The sequence below is a fragment of the Pseudomonas sp. BGI-2 genome, assembly GCF_004310295.1.
Taxonomy (GTDB): Bacteria; Pseudomonadota; Gammaproteobacteria; order Pseudomonadales; family Pseudomonadaceae; genus Aquipseudomonas.
Window position 1 is genome coordinate 26,520 of sequence record NZ_SISB01000030.1, and the last position, 15,184, is coordinate 41,703.

A 15,184-nucleotide genomic window follows, 5' to 3' on the forward strand; every position below is an offset into this window, starting at 1 on the left:
GTTCAGTTCAGGAGTATTGCGATGAGTACCGACGATAAACGCGTTCGCGAATTTGCCTATCAAATCTGGGAGTCGGAAGGGAAACCCGAAGGCCAGGAAGCCCGGCATTGGGAGATGGCTCGCAAACTGGCTGAAGCCGAAGCGCTGGCACCGAGCAAATCGCCGAAGGCTACCGGCAGTAAAACGGCTGTCAAACCTGTTGTGCCCAAAGCCGCCAACGGCAAGGTTCCCGAGCCGAAAGCCAAGGCCAAGTCCAAAACGGCTGCCGCTTCATCGGTGATCCCGCCGAGTGGAAAAGCAGCCGAGAAGAAGCCTAAAGCAGCGCGTAAACCGCCTGCGGTCTGACGCTTCCCGAACCTGTTCTGATTGACCTCGTGGCCAGCCCCCTGGCAACCATGGGCTCACTCGCCCACGAAAAACCTGTAGGAGCGAGGCTTGCCCGCGAAGGCGGCATGTCAGTCGATTCAAATGTGACTGAAACACCGCCTTCGCGGGCAAGCCTCGCGCCTACAAAGAATCCCCTTTTTGCAGGAGCATGTATGACCAGTCCAAAGAAATCCGCGCCAGAACCTCACGCCGAGGCCTCGCGAATCCGTGAAGGTTTGCCCTTCCCGCTGGGCGCGACCTGGGATGGCCTGGGGGTTAACTTTGCCTTGTTTTCCGCCAACGCCACCAAAGTCGAACTGTGCATCTTCGACGATGCCGGCGAGGTCGAACTCGAGCGTATCGAACTGCCGGAATACACCGACGAGATCTACCACGGCTACTTGCCCGACGCCCACCCAGGGCTGATCTACGGCTACCGTGTCTATGGTGCGTACGACCCGGCCAACGGTCATCGCTTCAACCACAACAAACTGCTGATCGACCCCTACGCCAAGCAATTGGTCGGCGAGCTGAAATGGTCCGAAGCGCTGTTCGGCTACACCATCGGCCACCCCGACGCCGACCTGAGTTTCGATGAGCGCGACAGTGCGCCTTTCGTGCCCAAGTGCAAAGTCATCGACCCGGCTCACACCTGGGGCAATGATCAACGGGTCAGCATCCCGTGGGACAAGACGATCATTTATGAAACCCACCTGCGCGGCATCAGCATGCGTCACCCCTCCGTCCCCGAGAACGTGCGCGGTACCTGCGCCGGGTTGATGGTCGATGACGTGCTGGAACACATCCGCAAGCTGGGGGTTTCTTCGGTTGAATTGCTACCGATCCACGCCTTCGTCAACGACCAGCATCTGCTGCACAAAGGCATGACCAATTACTGGGGCTACAACAGCATCGCGTTCTTCGCCCCGGACCCGCGCTACCTGGCCAGCGGCAAGATCGCCGAGTTCAAGGAGATGGTCGCGCACCTGCACGAGGCCAATCTCGAAGTGATCCTCGACGTGGTCTACAACCACACCGCCGAGGGCAACGAACAAGGCCCGACCCTGTCCATGCGCGGCATCGACAACGCGTCGTACTACCGCTTGATGCCCGATGACAAGCGCTACTACATCAACGATTCCGGCACCGGCAACACCCTCGACCTGAGTCACCCGTGTGTACTGCAAATGGTCACCGATTCCCTGCGTTACTGGGCCACGGAAATGCACGTGGACGGTTTCCGCTTCGACCTGGCGACCATTCTCGGCCGCTACCACGAGGGCTTCGATGAACGTCACAGCTTCCTTGTCGCCTGTCGCCAGGACCCGGTGCTGCGTCAGGTGAAAATGATCGCCGAGCCTTGGGATTGTGGCCCCGGCGGTTATCAGGTCGGTGGGTTCCCGCCGGGCTGGGTCGAGTGGAACGACAAATTCCGCGACACCGTGCGTGCGTTCTGGAAAGGCGATGATGGCCAACTGGCGGACTTCGCCAGCCGCATGACCGCTTCCGGCGAGATGTTCAACCAGCGCGGTCGTCGTCCCTATGCTTCGTTGAACTTCATCACGGCGCATGACGGTTTCACTCTCAACGATCTGGTGTCGTACAACGACAAGCACAACGAAGCCAACGACGAGAACAATCAGGACGGCAGCAACAACAACCTGTCCTGGAACCACGGCGTCGAAGGCCCGACTGACGACCCGGAAATCAATGAGCTGCGTCAGCGGCAAATGCGCAATTTCTTCGCCACGTTGTTGCTGTCCCAAGGCACGCCGATGCTGGTGGCCGGCGACGAATTCGCCCGCACCCAGGAAGGTAATAACAACGCCTATTGCCAGGACAGCGAGATCGGTTGGGTCAACTGGGACCTGAGCGAAGACGGCAAGGCCCTGCTCAAGTTCGTCAAACGCCTGATCAAGTTGCGCCTGGCCTATCCGATCCTGCGCCGCGGACGCTTCCTGGTGGGCAATTACAACGAAGACATCGGCGTCAAGGACGTGACTTGGCTCGCCCCGGATGGCAGCGAAATGTCCATCGAACAATGGGAAGAAGCCCATGGCCGCTGCCTCGGCATGTTGCTCGATGGTCGCGCACAGGAAACCGGTATCCGCCGCAAGGGCGGTGACGCGACGTTGTTGCTGGTGGTCAACGCGCACCACGACATCGTCAACTTCACCTTGCCGGAAGTGCCGGACGGCTATCACTGGACGTGCATGATCGACACCAATCAACCGAAGATTCGCGGGCAGGAGCTTTTCGAGTTCGGTCACGAATATTCCGTCACCGGTCGTTCGCTGCTGCTGTTCGAATTGCAGCATGAGGAAGAAGAGTGAAATGGACCTTCAGGCGTTTCTCACTCGCCAATCACCGGACTACGCCGATACTCAGGCGCTAGGCCGGTGCCTGCGGACGCTGGTGGAGGCTGGACTCGATCAACTTCCACTGCCCGGCAGCGGCCAGACGCTGGAGCGATTCCAGCGGTTGGCCGAGGTCGGCGGCCATGACCTCGGGTTGTGCAAATTGTACGAAGGCCATACCGATGCGCTGGCAATCATCCAGCAACTCGGTGGCTCGCCAACCCCCGGCAGCACGTGGGGCATGTGGGCGGCCGAACCGCCACAAGCGCGGGTACTCGTCCGTCCGCAAGGCCATATGGTCGTGTTGAACGGGCGAAAGGCCTGGTGCTCTGGCGCAGCGGTGTTGAGTCATGCGTTGCTCACGGCCTGGGATCATCACGACCGTCAGCAATTGGTCGCGGTGGCGCTGGATCAACCCGGTGTGACCGTCACCGATCAGGGCTGGCAAGCGGTCGGCATGGGCGCCACCGGAAGCGTCGAAGTGCTGTTCGAAGGCGCTGAAGCGCAAGCCATCGGCTACCGCGGCGATTACCTGCAACGGCCCGGTTTCTGGCAAGGCGGAATCGGCATTGCCGCGTGCTGGTACGGCGCGGCACAGAGCATCGCCGAACGCCTGCGTAGCCATTGCGCCCAACATGAAGAACCCTATGCCCTCGCCCACTTGGGCGCTGTCGACAGCGCGATGCATGCCGCTGCCGAGGTGCTACGGTTCAGTGCATTGATGATCGACGCCGCACCGCTGGACGACGCCGAACTGCTGGCCCGGCGTGCTCGGGCGGTGGTGGAACACGCCGCCGAACAGGTGATGTTGCACGTTGGTCACGCCCTCGGGGCCGGTCCCTACTGTAGGGATCGGCAGTTCGCCCGACTGATCGCCGACCTGCCGGTATTCCTGCGCCAAAGCCACGCCGAACGCGACCTCGCCGCCCTCGGACAGCAAGTCATTACCGGGACATGGACGTTATGAAAATCAACCCTATCGTCGGCCAGGGCACGCCGCTTCATGTCTGGCAGACTTCCAGTCACCTGGCGCAGTTGCCGGTCATCGACATCCTGAGCCTGGTGCCGGAAGGCGCCCGCGCGGTGATCATCGCCCCGCACCCGGATGACGAAGTGCTGGGCTGCGGCGGTTTCCTGCAATTGCTCGCCGCCGCTGGCCGCCCTTTGCAACTGATTTCGGTCACCGATGGCAGTGCCAGCCACCCCGGCTCGAAGCGCTGGCCGGTAGAGCGCCTGAGCGCGGTCCGGCCTCAGGAATCGGTCGAAGCTTTGCGTCGTCTTGGCCTGCCATTGCACAGTCTGAAATGGCTGCGCGGCGGTTTCAAGGACAGCCAGGTCGCGGCTCGGGAAACCGAATTGAGCGAATTCATCGAACATCATCTGCGCCCCAACGACGTGGTGTTCACAACGTGGTGCGAAGACGGCCACTGCGATCACGAAGCCGTGGGCCGGGCCAGTGCCGCAGCGGCAAAGCGCGTCGGTGCGACCGTGCATGAACTGCCCGTGTGGACCTGGCACTGGGCGGCGCCCGAAGACAGTTTCGTGCCGTGGCACCGGGCGCGAAAAATCCTCCTGGCGCCGCATCTGGTCGCACGTAAACGCCACGCAATCCACGCCTTCGCCAGCCAGCTGGAAGGTGACCCTCAAATCGGCTTGCCGCCGGTGCTGGCGCCCTATGTGCTGGAGCGGCTGCTGCAACCGTTCGAGGTGGTGTTCTTATGAGCGTCGAGGATCGCTATTTCGACGGTTTGTTTGCCGGCAACGATGATCCCTGGTCCTTTCGTCAGCGCTGGTATGAACAGCGCAAACGCGCCATCACTCTCGCTGCATTGCCCCGCCCGCACTACCGGGCGATCTTTGAACCCGGCTGTGCCAACGGCGAGCTGAGCTTTGAGCTGGCCAGCCGTTGCGATCGCCTCCTGTGTTGCGACACCGCCGCCGCGGCCGTCACGCTGGCTCGCACCCGACTCGGGCCGTTCGACCACGCCGAAGTTCGCCAAAGCCGTTTGCCTGCTGATTGGCCGGAGGAAAAATTCGACCTGATCGTGCTCAGCGAAGTCGGCTATTACCTCGACACCGACGACCTGAAATGCCTGATCGATCAGGCCGAAAACTCGCTGACCGCCGACGGCCAACTTCTGGCCTGCCACTGGCGTCCCCCCATCGACGGCTGCCCGCAGAATGCCCGGCAGGTCCATGACTTGCTCCACGAACACTTGAATTTGCCGCGCCTGGTCCTGCATCAGGAAGCGGATTTTCTGCTGGAACTCTGGAGTCGTGAACCACGCTCCGTGGCGGCTCTGGAGGGCTTGCGATGATTGGCATTCTGATCCCCGCGCATAACGAAGAAGACTTGCTCGGAGATTGCCTTGAGGCGGCCCTGCTCGCCGCGCAACACGAACTGCTGGACGGTGAAACGGTCGAGGTGCTGGTGGTGCTCGACAGTTGCACCGACCGATCCTCGGAGATCGTCAGCGCTTACCCGGTGCACAGCCTGGCGATCGAGGCGCGTAACGTCGGCCAGGCCCGAGCGGCCGGAGCGCGGTTTCTGCTGGATCGCGGGGTGCGCTGGATTTCCTGTTCCGATGCCGATAGCCGTGTGGCGCAGGATTGGCTGGTGGCGCAACTGGCCCTCGACGTCGATGCCGTGTGCGGCACGGTCACGGTGGATGCGTGGCATGAGTCGATCGATGAATCGGCACAGATTCGCTATCACCAGAGCTATCAGGCCCGCGAAGGCCATCGGCACATTCATGGCGCCAATCTGGGCATCAGTGCTGACGCCTATCAGCGCGCCGGCGGTTTCGAACCGCTGGCCTGTGATGAAGACGTGCAACTGGTGCGACAACTCGAACGCTGCGGCGCCAATATTGCCTGGAGCCATCGCCCGCAAGTACTCACCAGTGCTCGACTGGACAGTCGGGCGCGCGGTGGTTTCAGCGATTATTTGCGAGGCCTGGCACAGGTTGGTTAAAAAAAAACGTCTCAGATGTCACCACTACGCGACGAATAGCCTTACTTGAGCAATACTCTGCTCGCGGCAATCCAGGGTACGGAGCGCTGCACATTGCTATCAAACTGAACAAGGACGTAGCGCCGATGAAATCCGTTTCCATCATCGAAAGCAGCCTGCCAGGACAAATCTGGAACAGCGCCCGGCAGCTGGACAACATCCCCGTCATCAACACCGAGACCCTGGTCCCCGCTGGCGCACGCGCCGTGGTGATCGCGCCGCATCCCGGCGATGAAGTGGTCACCTGCGGCGGTTTGCTGCAGCTGCTGTCCACCCTCGGTCATCCCCTGCAAATTATCTCGCTCACCGATGGCAGCGCCAGCCATCCGGGTTCGCAACAATGGTCAGAGAAGCGTCTGAGTGTGTTTCGCGGCCAGGAAAGCGTCGAAGCCTTGCGCCGGCTGGGATTGCCGATGCACAGCCTGAAGTGGATCCGCGGCGGCTTTACCGACAACGCCCTGGCCGAGCGTGAAACCCAAATGACCCAATTCATCGCCCGTTATTTGCGCCCCGGCGACGTGGTGTTCAGCACCTGGCGTGAAGACGGTACCTCCGATCATGACGCCGTCGGCCGTGCGAGCGCCAATGCGGCGAGCATGGTCGGGGCAACGCTCAACGAACTGCCGGTCTGGGCCTGGCACTGGCCGACGCGCGATCAAGGACTCTTTCCCTGGCATCGTGCGCGCAAAGTACGCCTTGACACCTGGACCGTCGCGCGCAAAAGCCACGCCACCCATGCCTACGCCAGCCAGCTCGACGGCGAACCGGCCATCGGCATCGCACCGCTGCTACCCCGGGTGATTCTGGAGCGCATGCGCTTGCCCTATGAAGTCGTCTTCGTCTGACTGCCCACTTCCTGTAGCAGCTGTCGAGCCTGCCTTGTGGCGAGGGGATTTAGCGAAACGTCGCACCGCCCCGTTCGGCTGCGAAGCAGTCGTGAATTCTGCAAGTGCGGTGTGAATGGCGGAATGCTGGGGCCGCTTCGCAGCCCAACGGGGATAAATCCCCTCGCCACAAGGCAAGCTCGACAGCTGCTACATTTTTGTGTGAACGCTGCTGGCGACGAATCACTCTGAACTGCCTGCCGCTGAATCAGTCGCATAACTAAGCAGCCCAGATTCAGAGGAGTGAACGTGACCAGCGATTCCGAGCAGCGAGCCGTCGAATCAGTGCCCTTGAACACGCCCCCGGTGATTCATCGTTTGAGGGTGCTGACGGTCAACACCCATAAGGGGTTTACCGCCTTCAACCGGCGATTCATTCTCCCGGAACTGCGCGAAGCGGTGCGCAGTACATCGGCCGATATCGTCTTCCTGCAAGAAGTGGTCGGCGAACACGATCGGCATTCTTCCCGCTACAACGACTGGCCGCAGACTTCGCAATACGAGTTCCTGGCCGACAGTATGTGGAGCGATTTCGCCTACGGCCGCAACGCCGTTTACCCCGACGGTCATCACGGCAACGCCTTGTTGTCGAAATACCCGATTCGCGAACACCGCAACCTCGATGTCTCGATCACCGGCCCCGAACGGCGCGGGTTGCTGCACTGCGTACTGGACGTGCCGGGGCACGCTGAAGTCCACGCGATCTGCGTGCATTTGAGTCTGCTGGAAAGCCATCGCCAGTTGCAGCTCCAGCTGCTCTGCCAACTGCTCGAATCCTTGCCCGACGATGCGCCAGTGATCATCGCCGGTGACTTCAACGACTGGCAGCTGCACGGCAACGCCGCCCTCGCCCGTCGCGATTATCTGCACGAAGCCTTCGAACACCACAATGGTCGTCCGGCGAAAACCTACCCCGCGCGTTTTCCGCTGCTGCGCCTGGACCGGGTCTACCTGCGCAACGCCAGCAGCCACAATCCGCGCATTCTCGGCAACAAACCCTGGACGCACCTGTCGGATCATTTGCCATTGGCGGTTGAAGTGCACCTCTGAGTTTTCATCCCATTAAGGCGCGTTAACCACGACGTAGGTCACATGACTGCCCTGATACTGCGGTTGATACCAGGTCGGTCCACACTCGTTTCCAGAACGGTATCCCGGGACACAGGGCTGATCGTCGGGGTAGCGTTCGCGGTCATTTCAGCGCCGCATTACTGACAGAATCGAGACACCCAATCAGCAGGACAACTGTGCACTGAACCTCGCTTTGGCAGACCGATAGCCCGCTATCCAAAGGCTCTGGCACGCGGGTTTTTTGACGATTTTTCGTACAAACAAGAACTTAGATGCGCGCCGTAAATCAGTCACTTGGGAGCACTAAAATACCACTACCACTTATCGGCCATTTTCTTGACGCGATGTCAAGGATCTTCTTAGCTACACGTTACTACCCCCGGAAATTCCACCAGGGGCAAACCTCCAGGACACCCGCGAAATCGGGCGACCAGCGGCTTGCCTCAATCCATTCGGTCGCCCCTCATTCGGGGTAGGAGAGACGCCAAAGCGAGATTCGGCATGCGATTGCAAGGTAGACCCCCATGAAAACTTCATTCACCCATCAAGAGATCAAAATCACTTTCTGCACCGTCTCGAGTTCGCTGCTGCTGTGTTCTTCCATGGAGGTGCAAGCAGGGCCCGCAGAGAATGAAACCGCCCCCAGGTATCGCCAGGATATTTCGGTAATGACCTTGCCCACGGTCAATATCACCGCCCCCTACCCTGGCCACTTCAGCGCCGCCTCCGATACAAGAAGTTCACACCTGACCATCGAAGACGCCGCGCCTTCGGCCTGGGATCAGCTGTACGGGCAGGCTTCGCGACAAGCACAGACCGATGTGATGGCGCAGGGCTTTTCCAGCCCTGGCAGTACAGAATTCAAAGGCCCGGCGATCCTGACCCTGCAGAGCGGTAGCGGCCATACCCAGCGGGTCGGCCTGATCGGCGGGATGACTCAGTTACAAGGCAACAGCAACGGCCTGCTGACCAGTCGCGCACTCGCCGACCCCGCCACGGACACCCTCAACCTTCAAGGCCAGAGCCTCGGCGCCTACTGGAGCCTGACCGGGCCCCAAGGCTGGCACGTGGATTTGTCGGCCAGCGGCGGCCGGGTCAACGGTTTCAGCCGTAACGACCAGGGTGCTCGGATGGCGACCGAAGGCAGCGCGGTGACGTTGTCGGTGGAAGGCGGTTTTCCGATTGGCCTGAGCGATAACTGGGTGGTCGAACCGCAAGCGCAGTTGATCAATCAACGCATCACACTGGATACACCTTATGCCGGCTCAGGCAATGCGTCGTCCAGCGACCTGACGTCCTGGAGCGGCCGGGTCGGCGCACGATTGAAAGGTAGTTACGACATTAACGGCCTGGGGGTCGAACCCTATGTGCGGACCAACGTGTGGCACACCGTATACACCGGCAATACCGTGACCCTCGATCAGGTCGACAAGATCAGCAGCAGTCGCCATTCATCGACGGTCGAAGTGGGTTTGGGGCTGGTGGCGAGAGTTACGCCTGCGGTGAGTTTTTACGTCAGTGCCGATTACAGCAGTGATGTGGATGACAATGATTTGAATGGATTGATCGGGAGTCTGGGTGTGCGGATGCGGTGGTGAGTGTCTGACTTCAGATGTGCGTTGTCCGGTCCGACGCCATCGCGAGCAAGCTCGCTCCCACAGTGGTTTTGTGTTCGACACAGATCCAATGTAGGAGCGAGGCTTGCCCGCGAAAGCGGTTTTAGATCAACCCTCCGGCCTCAGGATCAACACCGCCAGCGGTGGCAGGTTCAACACCAGCGAAAGCGACTGCCCATGGCTTGGCTCTTCCTCGGTAAACGCGCCGCCGCTGTTGCCGTAGTTGGAGCCGGCATACATCGCCGCATCGCTGTTGACCGCCTCGATCCAGCGCCCGGCGAACGGTACGCCGATGCGATAGGCCTGACGCGGCACCGGCGTGAAGTTCGCCACCACCAACACCGGCCGCCCTTCCTTGCTCCAGCGCAAGAACGCGTAAACGCTGTTGATCGCATCATCGCCAATCAACCACTGGAAGCCTTGCGGCGCGTCGTCCTGGTCATGCATCGCCGGTTCTTCGCGGTACAGCCGGTTGAGGTCGCCCACGAGTTTCTGCACACCCTTGTGTTCCGAGTATTGCAGCAGGTACCAGTCCAGTTGCTGATCGTGATTCCACTCGCGCCACTGGCCGAATTCGCAGCCCATGAACAACAGTTTTTTGCCCGGATGCGCCCACATGAAGCTCAAATAGGCCCGCAGGTTGGCAAATTTCTGCCAGCGGTCGCCGGGCATCTTGTCGATCAGGGAATGCTTGCCGTGCACCACTTCATCGTGGGAGATCGGCAGGATGAAGCGCTCGGACCAGGCATACACCAGGCCGAAACTCAGTTCGTTGTGGTGATGGGCGCGGTACACCGGATCCTGCTGGATGTAATGCAGCGAATCGTGCATCCAGCCCATGTTCCACTTGTAGTCGAAGCCCAGTCCGCCCTGTTGCGTGCTCTGGCTGACACCCGGCCACGCGGTGGATTCTTCGGCGATCACCAGCGCACCCGGCGCTTCCAGGTTGACCACGTCGTTGAGGTGGCGCAGGAAGTCGATGGCTTCAAGGTTCTCGCGTCCGCCGTGACGGTTGGGCACCCATTCCCCGGCCTTGCGCGAGTAATCGCGATAGAGCATCGACGCCACGGCATCGACCCGCAGGCCATCGACGTGGAAATGCTTGAGCCAGTGAAGTGCCGAGGCCAGCATGTAGCCGTGCACTTCGGTGCGGCCCAGGTTGTAGATCAGCGTGTCCCAATCCTGATGAAAACCTTCCTGCGGATTGCCGTATTCGTACAGCGCGGTGCCGTCGAACTGTGCGAGGCCGTGGGTATCGGTTGGGAAATGCGCCGGCACCCAATCGAGGATCACGCCGATGTCAGCCTGGTGGCAGGCATTGACGAAGGCCGCGAAGTCTTCCGGCGAACCGTAGCGGGCGCTCGGGGCGAATTGCGACAGCAACTGATAACCCCAGGAACCGCCGAACGGGTGTTCCATGATCGGCATCAGTTCAATGTGGGTGAACCCCAGCTCCTTCACATAAGGGATCAGCCGTTCGGCCAGTTCGTGCCACGTGTACTGACGCGCCACTTCACCCAGATCATCCAGCTCACACTGCCACGAGCCGGCGTGCAACTCGTAGATCGACAGCGGCGCACTCGGCAGATGCCGGTCGCCACGGGACTCCATCCATGCCTGATCCTGCCAATCGATGTTCAGCGGCGAAGCGACTTTTGACGCTGTGTCCGGCGGCAGCGAGGTGGCCAGGGCCATCGGATCAGCCTTGAGCGGCAGAATGCCTTGGGCACCGAGGATTTCGTATTTGTACGTTTCCCCCGCCTGCAGGCGCGGGACAAACAGCTCCCAAACCCCGGTGGGATGGCGCAGGCGCATCGGGTGCCGACGACCGTCCCAGTTGTTGAAGTCACCGACCACCGACACCCGCTTGGCGTTCGGTGCCCACACGGCGAAACGCACGCCGTCGACACCGTCGACCGACTTCAGCTGCGCACCGAGGCAGGCGCTGAGGTCGCGGTGATTGCCTTCTGCGAACAGGTACAAGTCCATCTCGCCGAGCAACGGGCCAAAGCTGTAAGGGTCCTCGGACACTTGTTCGCCGCCGGCCCACCGGGTTCGCAGCAGATACGGCTGCGCCCGATCGAAGTGCCCGACATACAGCCCCGGCGTCTGGGTGGCTTCAAGGTTGCCGAGTTCTTCCCCAGAGTCCCTGGCCAATACCTGCACACTTAGCGCGTCTGGCAGATAAGCCCGAATGAATTGCCCACCGGCGTCATCGCCGTGGGGGCCGAGAATTGCAAAAGGGTCGTGATGTTCGGCGCGTACCAGCGCGTCGATATCCCGCGATCTGGGCAGCAGCGCTTCTTTAGCGTGACCCTGTTCCTTGTTCGAGAAACTCATGACTACTCTCCACCAAGATCGGAAAAGGGTTTAAGCCCACTCAATAATCCAAACAAACCGTGCAATGGCACCGGCAGCCACGTGGGGCGATTTTCCGCCTCGTAGGCCACCTCATACGCCGCCTTCTCCAGCCCGAACAACGCCAACGCGGCGTCCTCGCCTTCCGGATCTTGCCACGCATGAGCAAGACTAGCTGCCGCCAGCCGATAAGCGTCGACAAATGCCTTTTTTGCTTCATTCAAATAACGGTCGGCTACCCGTTGCCGTGCCGCGCGGGCCTCGGCGGTGTTGTCGACGCTGTGCACGTTGATCGCCATCGCCGCGGCGTAATCGAAGGAGCGCAGCACGCCACTGACATCTTTATACGGGCTGTGCTTGCCGCGTCGTTCACTCAGCGGCCGCGCCGGTTCACCCTCGAAGTCGATCAGGAAAGCGTCGCCCTTGATCACCAGCACCTGACCCAGGTGCAAGTCGCCGTGGACGCGAATGCGTAAGCCGCCAACGGCTTTTTTGCCCAGTTCCTGGACATGGCTGAGGATGGCTTTTTTGTTGTCCAGTAACCGAGTGACCAGCGCTTTGTCCGCCGGGTTCAGTTCACTTTGATGCTGTTTGAGCAACTTCAGCGAGTGCTCCAGCTGCGCCGCGACGTCCTTGGCCGAGGCCAGGGCATCTATCTGCGTGGTCGCCTGCGGGGCAAAGTCCGGGTCATCGGTCGGGGCCGCCAGCACCTGGTGCATTTCACCCAGGCGCTGGCCGAGCATGCCGGCGAAGTCTTTCAATTCACCCAAGGCGTTGTAGTGCTGCTCCTGCTCCGATATGGCATCGGCCAGCTCATCACGTATCGCCCGTTCGAGGTTGTTCTGGGTCCATTCCCAGGCGTCGCCCTGATTGCTCAAATAGCCTTGGGCGATCATCAGCAGATTGTCTTCGCCTTGGGCATCGCGACGAACCACCGAACCCAGCAGCGGCGAGATGTTGCTGAAACCGGCATGGGTCAAGTACGCGCTCATTTCCAGTTCCGGGTGCACGCCCGACGCGACTTTGCGGATCAGCTTCAGCACCAGGCTGCTGCCGATCACCACCGAACTGTTGGACTGTTCGGCGGACAGGTAGCGCACTTCCGATTCCGCCGTCAGGCCCAGTCTGGCCAGCTCGGCGGTCGGTTCGAAACGAATCTCGCCGCCATCCGAAGGCAACACGGTGTTTTCCTGCATGCCTTGCAGCACCGCGCGGATAAAATTTTCCAGGCTGAACGCATCGGTGATCAAACCCACTTGAGGGCCACGTCGTACCCGAGACAGCGCCAGTTGCTGCGGCAACGCCGGCCCGACCTGATCATCGGCAATGAAGCCGAACGGCAACTGGTAACGGCTGGTCTGGCCGCCACTGGTGACTTCGACTTCACTCAAGAGCACCGGATGCTGCGCGTCACCGAAGCGCACGCCATAGACCAGGTTGACCTTCTCGATGGCCGCGTCCTTGCCGGCGAACCAGCGGCGGTTCTGCAACCAGTTCGGCAAGATGCCCTGCTCCAGCGTGCCACGGGACGGCACTTCGAGCAGTTCTTCCAGGCGTTTTTTCAGCACCAGGGTGGTGAAGTCCGGCAGGCTTTGCGCCGGTTCTACGTGCCAGCTAGGCATTTGATTCTCCGCGGCGAGTCCGAACCAGTAAAAGCCGTACGGCGCCAGTGTCAGGAGGAAATTCAACTGGCCGATCGGCGGAAAGGCGTTACCGCCGAGCATCTCCACCGGCACCATGCCGACGTAGGCGGACAAGTCCAATTCCGCCGCTTGCGCACTGCGCGATACGTTGGCGACACACAGGATGGTTTCGTATTGGCCATCCGGCCCGGTGAATTCACGGGTGTAGGCCAGAATCCGTCGATTGCTCGGCGACAGCATTTTCAGCGTGCCGCGACCGAAGGCCTTGGACTGCTTGCGCACGGCGAGCATGCGCCGGGTCCAGTTCAGCAGCGAATGCGGGTCGCCGGCCTGGGTTTCGACGTTAACCGACAGGTAACCGTATTGCGGGTCCATGATCGGTGGCAGCACCAGGCTCGCCGGGTCGGCGCGGGAGAAACCGCCGTTACGGTCGATTGACCACTGCATTGGCGTGCGCACGCCGTCTCGGTCGCCGAGGTAGATGTTGTCGCCCATGCCGATTTCATCGCCGTAGTACATCGTCGGCGTGCCCGGCATCGACAGCAGCAAACTGTTGAGCAGCTCCACGCGACGGCGATCCCGCTCCATCAGCGGTGCGAGGCGGCGGCGAATACCGAGGTTGATCCGCGCCCGGCGGTCAGCCGCGTAGTAATTCCACAGGTAATCGCGCTCTTTGTCGGTGACCATCTCCAGGGTCAGCTCATCGTGGTTGCGCAGGAAAATCGCCCACTGACAGTTGGCCGGGATCTCCGGGGTCTGACGCAGGATGTCGGTGATCGGGAAACGATCTTCCTGAGCCAGCGCCATGTACATGCGTGGCATCAACGGGAAGTGGAACGCCATGTGACATTCGTCGCCGTTGAGGCCTTTTTTGTCAGTGTCACCAAAGTACAGTTGCGTGTCTTCCGGCCATTGATTGGCCTCGGCCAACAGCATGCGGTCCGGATAATTGGCGTCGATTTCAGCACGGATCTGTTTGAGGACGTCGTGGGTCTCGGGCAGGTTTTCGTTGTTGGTGCCGTCACGCTCGATCAGGTACGGAATCGCGTCCAGCCGCAAACCGTCGATGCCCATGTCGAGCCAGTAGCGCATCACCGACAGCACCGCTTTCATGACTTGCGGGTTGTCGAAGTTCAGGTCCGGCTGGTGCGAATAAAAGCGGTGCCAGAAGTACTGGCCGGCGACCGGGTCCCAGGTCCAGTTGGACTTCTCGGTGTCGAGAAAGATGATGCGGGTGCCGTCGTATTTTTGATCGTTGTCGGACCAGACGTAGAAGTCCCGCGCCGCCGAACCGGGTTTGGCTTTACGTGCGCGCTGGAACCAGGCGTGCTGGTCTGAGGTGTGGTTGATGACCAGCTCGGTAATCACCCGCAGGCCACGTTTGTGGGCCTCGGAGATGAAACGCTTGGCGTCGGCCATGGTGCCGTAGTCGGGGTGGACGCCACGGTATTCGGCAATGTCGTAGCCATCGTCGCGCCGTGGCGACGGATAGAAGGGCAAGAGCCAGATGGTGTTGACGCCGAGATCGGCAATGTAATCGAGTTTGGCGATAAGACCGGGAAAGTCGCCGATGCCGTCATTGTTGGAGTCGAAAAAAGACTTAACGTGTACCTGGTAGATCACCGCATCCTTGTACCAGAGCGGGTCCTTGATGAAGGTGGCTGCCTTGGGTTTCTTCGCCATTTGAAACTCCTGTTGAATTAGAAATAGCCACCACCGAGCCAGTCGCTTTGGAAAAAGGCATTTGTGGTGAGGGGATTTATCCCCGTTCGGCTGCGGAGCAGTCGCATGCGTGTGATCTGGTTGATGCAGTGTTTGGGCGGACTGGGGGCCGCTTCGCGACCCAACGGGGATAAATCCCCTCGCCACAGGAATC

General features: G+C 60.7%; 11 protein-coding genes. 9 read left to right on the plus strand and 2 right to left on the minus strand.

Going from position 1 to position 15,184, the window contains the following annotated elements; genetic code table 11:
- Positions 1–21: 21 nt before the first annotated feature.
- The 9 genes from EYC95_RS19950 to EYC95_RS19990 all read left to right on the plus strand — a co-directional run bounded on the left by EYC95_RS19950 (position 22) and on the right by EYC95_RS19990 (position 9,289).
- Entirely contained in the window at positions 22–345 is a 324-nt protein-coding gene (locus EYC95_RS19950; RefSeq protein ID WP_131061892.1) for a DUF2934 domain-containing protein, read from the plus strand.
- Positions 346–539: 194 nt separating this feature from the next.
- Positions 540–2,699, plus strand: a complete 2,160-nt coding sequence (glgX, locus tag EYC95_RS19955) for a glycogen debranching protein GlgX (protein ID WP_131061893.1) — start codon at positions 540–542, stop codon at positions 2,697–2,699.
- Position 2,700: 1 nt separating this feature from the next.
- Entirely contained in the window at positions 2,701–3,690 is a 990-nt protein-coding gene (locus tag EYC95_RS19960; RefSeq protein ID WP_131061930.1) for an acyl-CoA dehydrogenase family protein, read from the plus strand.
- On the plus strand, positions 3,687–4,445 hold the full coding sequence (locus tag EYC95_RS19965; protein ID WP_131061894.1) for a PIG-L deacetylase family protein: 759 nt from the start codon (positions 3,687–3,689) through the stop codon (positions 4,443–4,445). The genes EYC95_RS19960 and EYC95_RS19965 overlap by 4 nt, the downstream gene beginning before the upstream one ends.
- Complete coding sequence (locus EYC95_RS19970) at positions 4,442–5,041, plus strand: SAM-dependent methyltransferase (protein WP_131061895.1); 600 nt, start codon at positions 4,442–4,444, stop codon at positions 5,039–5,041. Before EYC95_RS19965 ends, EYC95_RS19970 begins: the two co-directional genes overlap by 4 nt.
- Positions 5,038–5,697 carry a glycosyltransferase family 2 protein gene (locus tag EYC95_RS19975; RefSeq protein ID WP_131061896.1) on the plus strand — a complete coding sequence of 220 codons (660 nt, stop codon included), beginning with the start codon at positions 5,038–5,040 and terminating at the stop codon, positions 5,695–5,697. The genes EYC95_RS19970 and EYC95_RS19975 overlap by 4 nt, the downstream gene beginning before the upstream one ends.
- A gap of 125 nt (positions 5,698–5,822) precedes the next feature.
- Positions 5,823–6,581 (plus strand): PIG-L deacetylase family protein, encoded by a 759-nt coding sequence (locus tag EYC95_RS19980; RefSeq protein ID WP_131061897.1) that lies wholly within the window; start codon positions 5,823–5,825, stop codon positions 6,579–6,581.
- Positions 6,582–6,869: 288 nt separating this feature from the next.
- The gene (locus EYC95_RS19985) at positions 6,870–7,670 is read left to right on the plus strand and encodes an endonuclease/exonuclease/phosphatase family protein (protein ID WP_131061898.1); all 801 of its coding nucleotides are present in this window, start codon (positions 6,870–6,872) and stop codon (positions 7,668–7,670) included.
- Positions 7,671–8,215: 545 nt separating this feature from the next.
- A complete protein-coding gene (locus EYC95_RS19990) occupies positions 8,216–9,289 on the plus strand; it encodes an autotransporter outer membrane beta-barrel domain-containing protein (protein ID WP_131061899.1) in 1,074 nt (357 codons plus the stop codon).
- A gap of 126 nt (positions 9,290–9,415) precedes the next feature.
- Here EYC95_RS19990 and glgB read toward each other — a convergent pair whose 3' ends face one another.
- A complete protein-coding gene (gene glgB, locus EYC95_RS19995) occupies positions 9,416–11,647 on the minus strand; it encodes a 1,4-alpha-glucan branching protein GlgB (protein WP_131061900.1) in 2,232 nt (743 codons plus the stop codon).
- A 2-nt stretch (positions 11,648–11,649) separates the two neighbouring features.
- Entirely contained in the window at positions 11,650–14,991 is a 3,342-nt protein-coding gene (treS, locus tag EYC95_RS20000) for a maltose alpha-D-glucosyltransferase (RefSeq protein WP_131061901.1), read from the minus strand.
- Between the last annotated feature and the right edge of the window lie 193 nt (positions 14,992–15,184).

Excerpts from the sequence above, each read along its gene's own strand:
- glgX (WP_131061893.1), top strand. The coding sequence starts at position 540 with ATGACCAGTCCAAAGAAATCCGCGCCAGAACCTCACGCCGAGGCCTCG.
- EYC95_RS19990 (WP_131061899.1), top strand. The coding sequence starts at position 8,216 with ATGAAAACTTCATTCACCCATCAAGAGATCAAAATCACTTTCTGCACC.
- EYC95_RS19950 (WP_131061892.1), top strand. The coding sequence starts at position 22 with ATGAGTACCGACGATAAACGCGTTCGCGAATTTGCCTATCAAATCTGG.
- EYC95_RS19980 (WP_131061897.1), top strand. The coding sequence starts at position 5,823 with ATGAAATCCGTTTCCATCATCGAAAGCAGCCTGCCAGGACAAATCTGG.
- glgB (WP_131061900.1), bottom strand. The coding sequence starts at position 11,647 with ATGAGTTTCTCGAACAAGGAACAGGGTCACGCTAAAGAAGCGCTGCTG.
- EYC95_RS19965 (WP_131061894.1), top strand. The coding sequence starts at position 3,687 with ATGAAAATCAACCCTATCGTCGGCCAGGGCACGCCGCTTCATGTCTGG.
- EYC95_RS19960 (WP_131061930.1), top strand. The coding sequence starts at position 2,701 with ATGGACCTTCAGGCGTTTCTCACTCGCCAATCACCGGACTACGCCGAT.
- treS (WP_131061901.1), bottom strand. The coding sequence starts at position 14,991 with ATGGCGAAGAAACCCAAGGCAGCCACCTTCATCAAGGACCCGCTCTGG.
- EYC95_RS19975 (WP_131061896.1), top strand. The coding sequence starts at position 5,038 with ATGATTGGCATTCTGATCCCCGCGCATAACGAAGAAGACTTGCTCGGA.
- EYC95_RS19970 (WP_131061895.1), top strand. The coding sequence starts at position 4,442 with ATGAGCGTCGAGGATCGCTATTTCGACGGTTTGTTTGCCGGCAACGAT.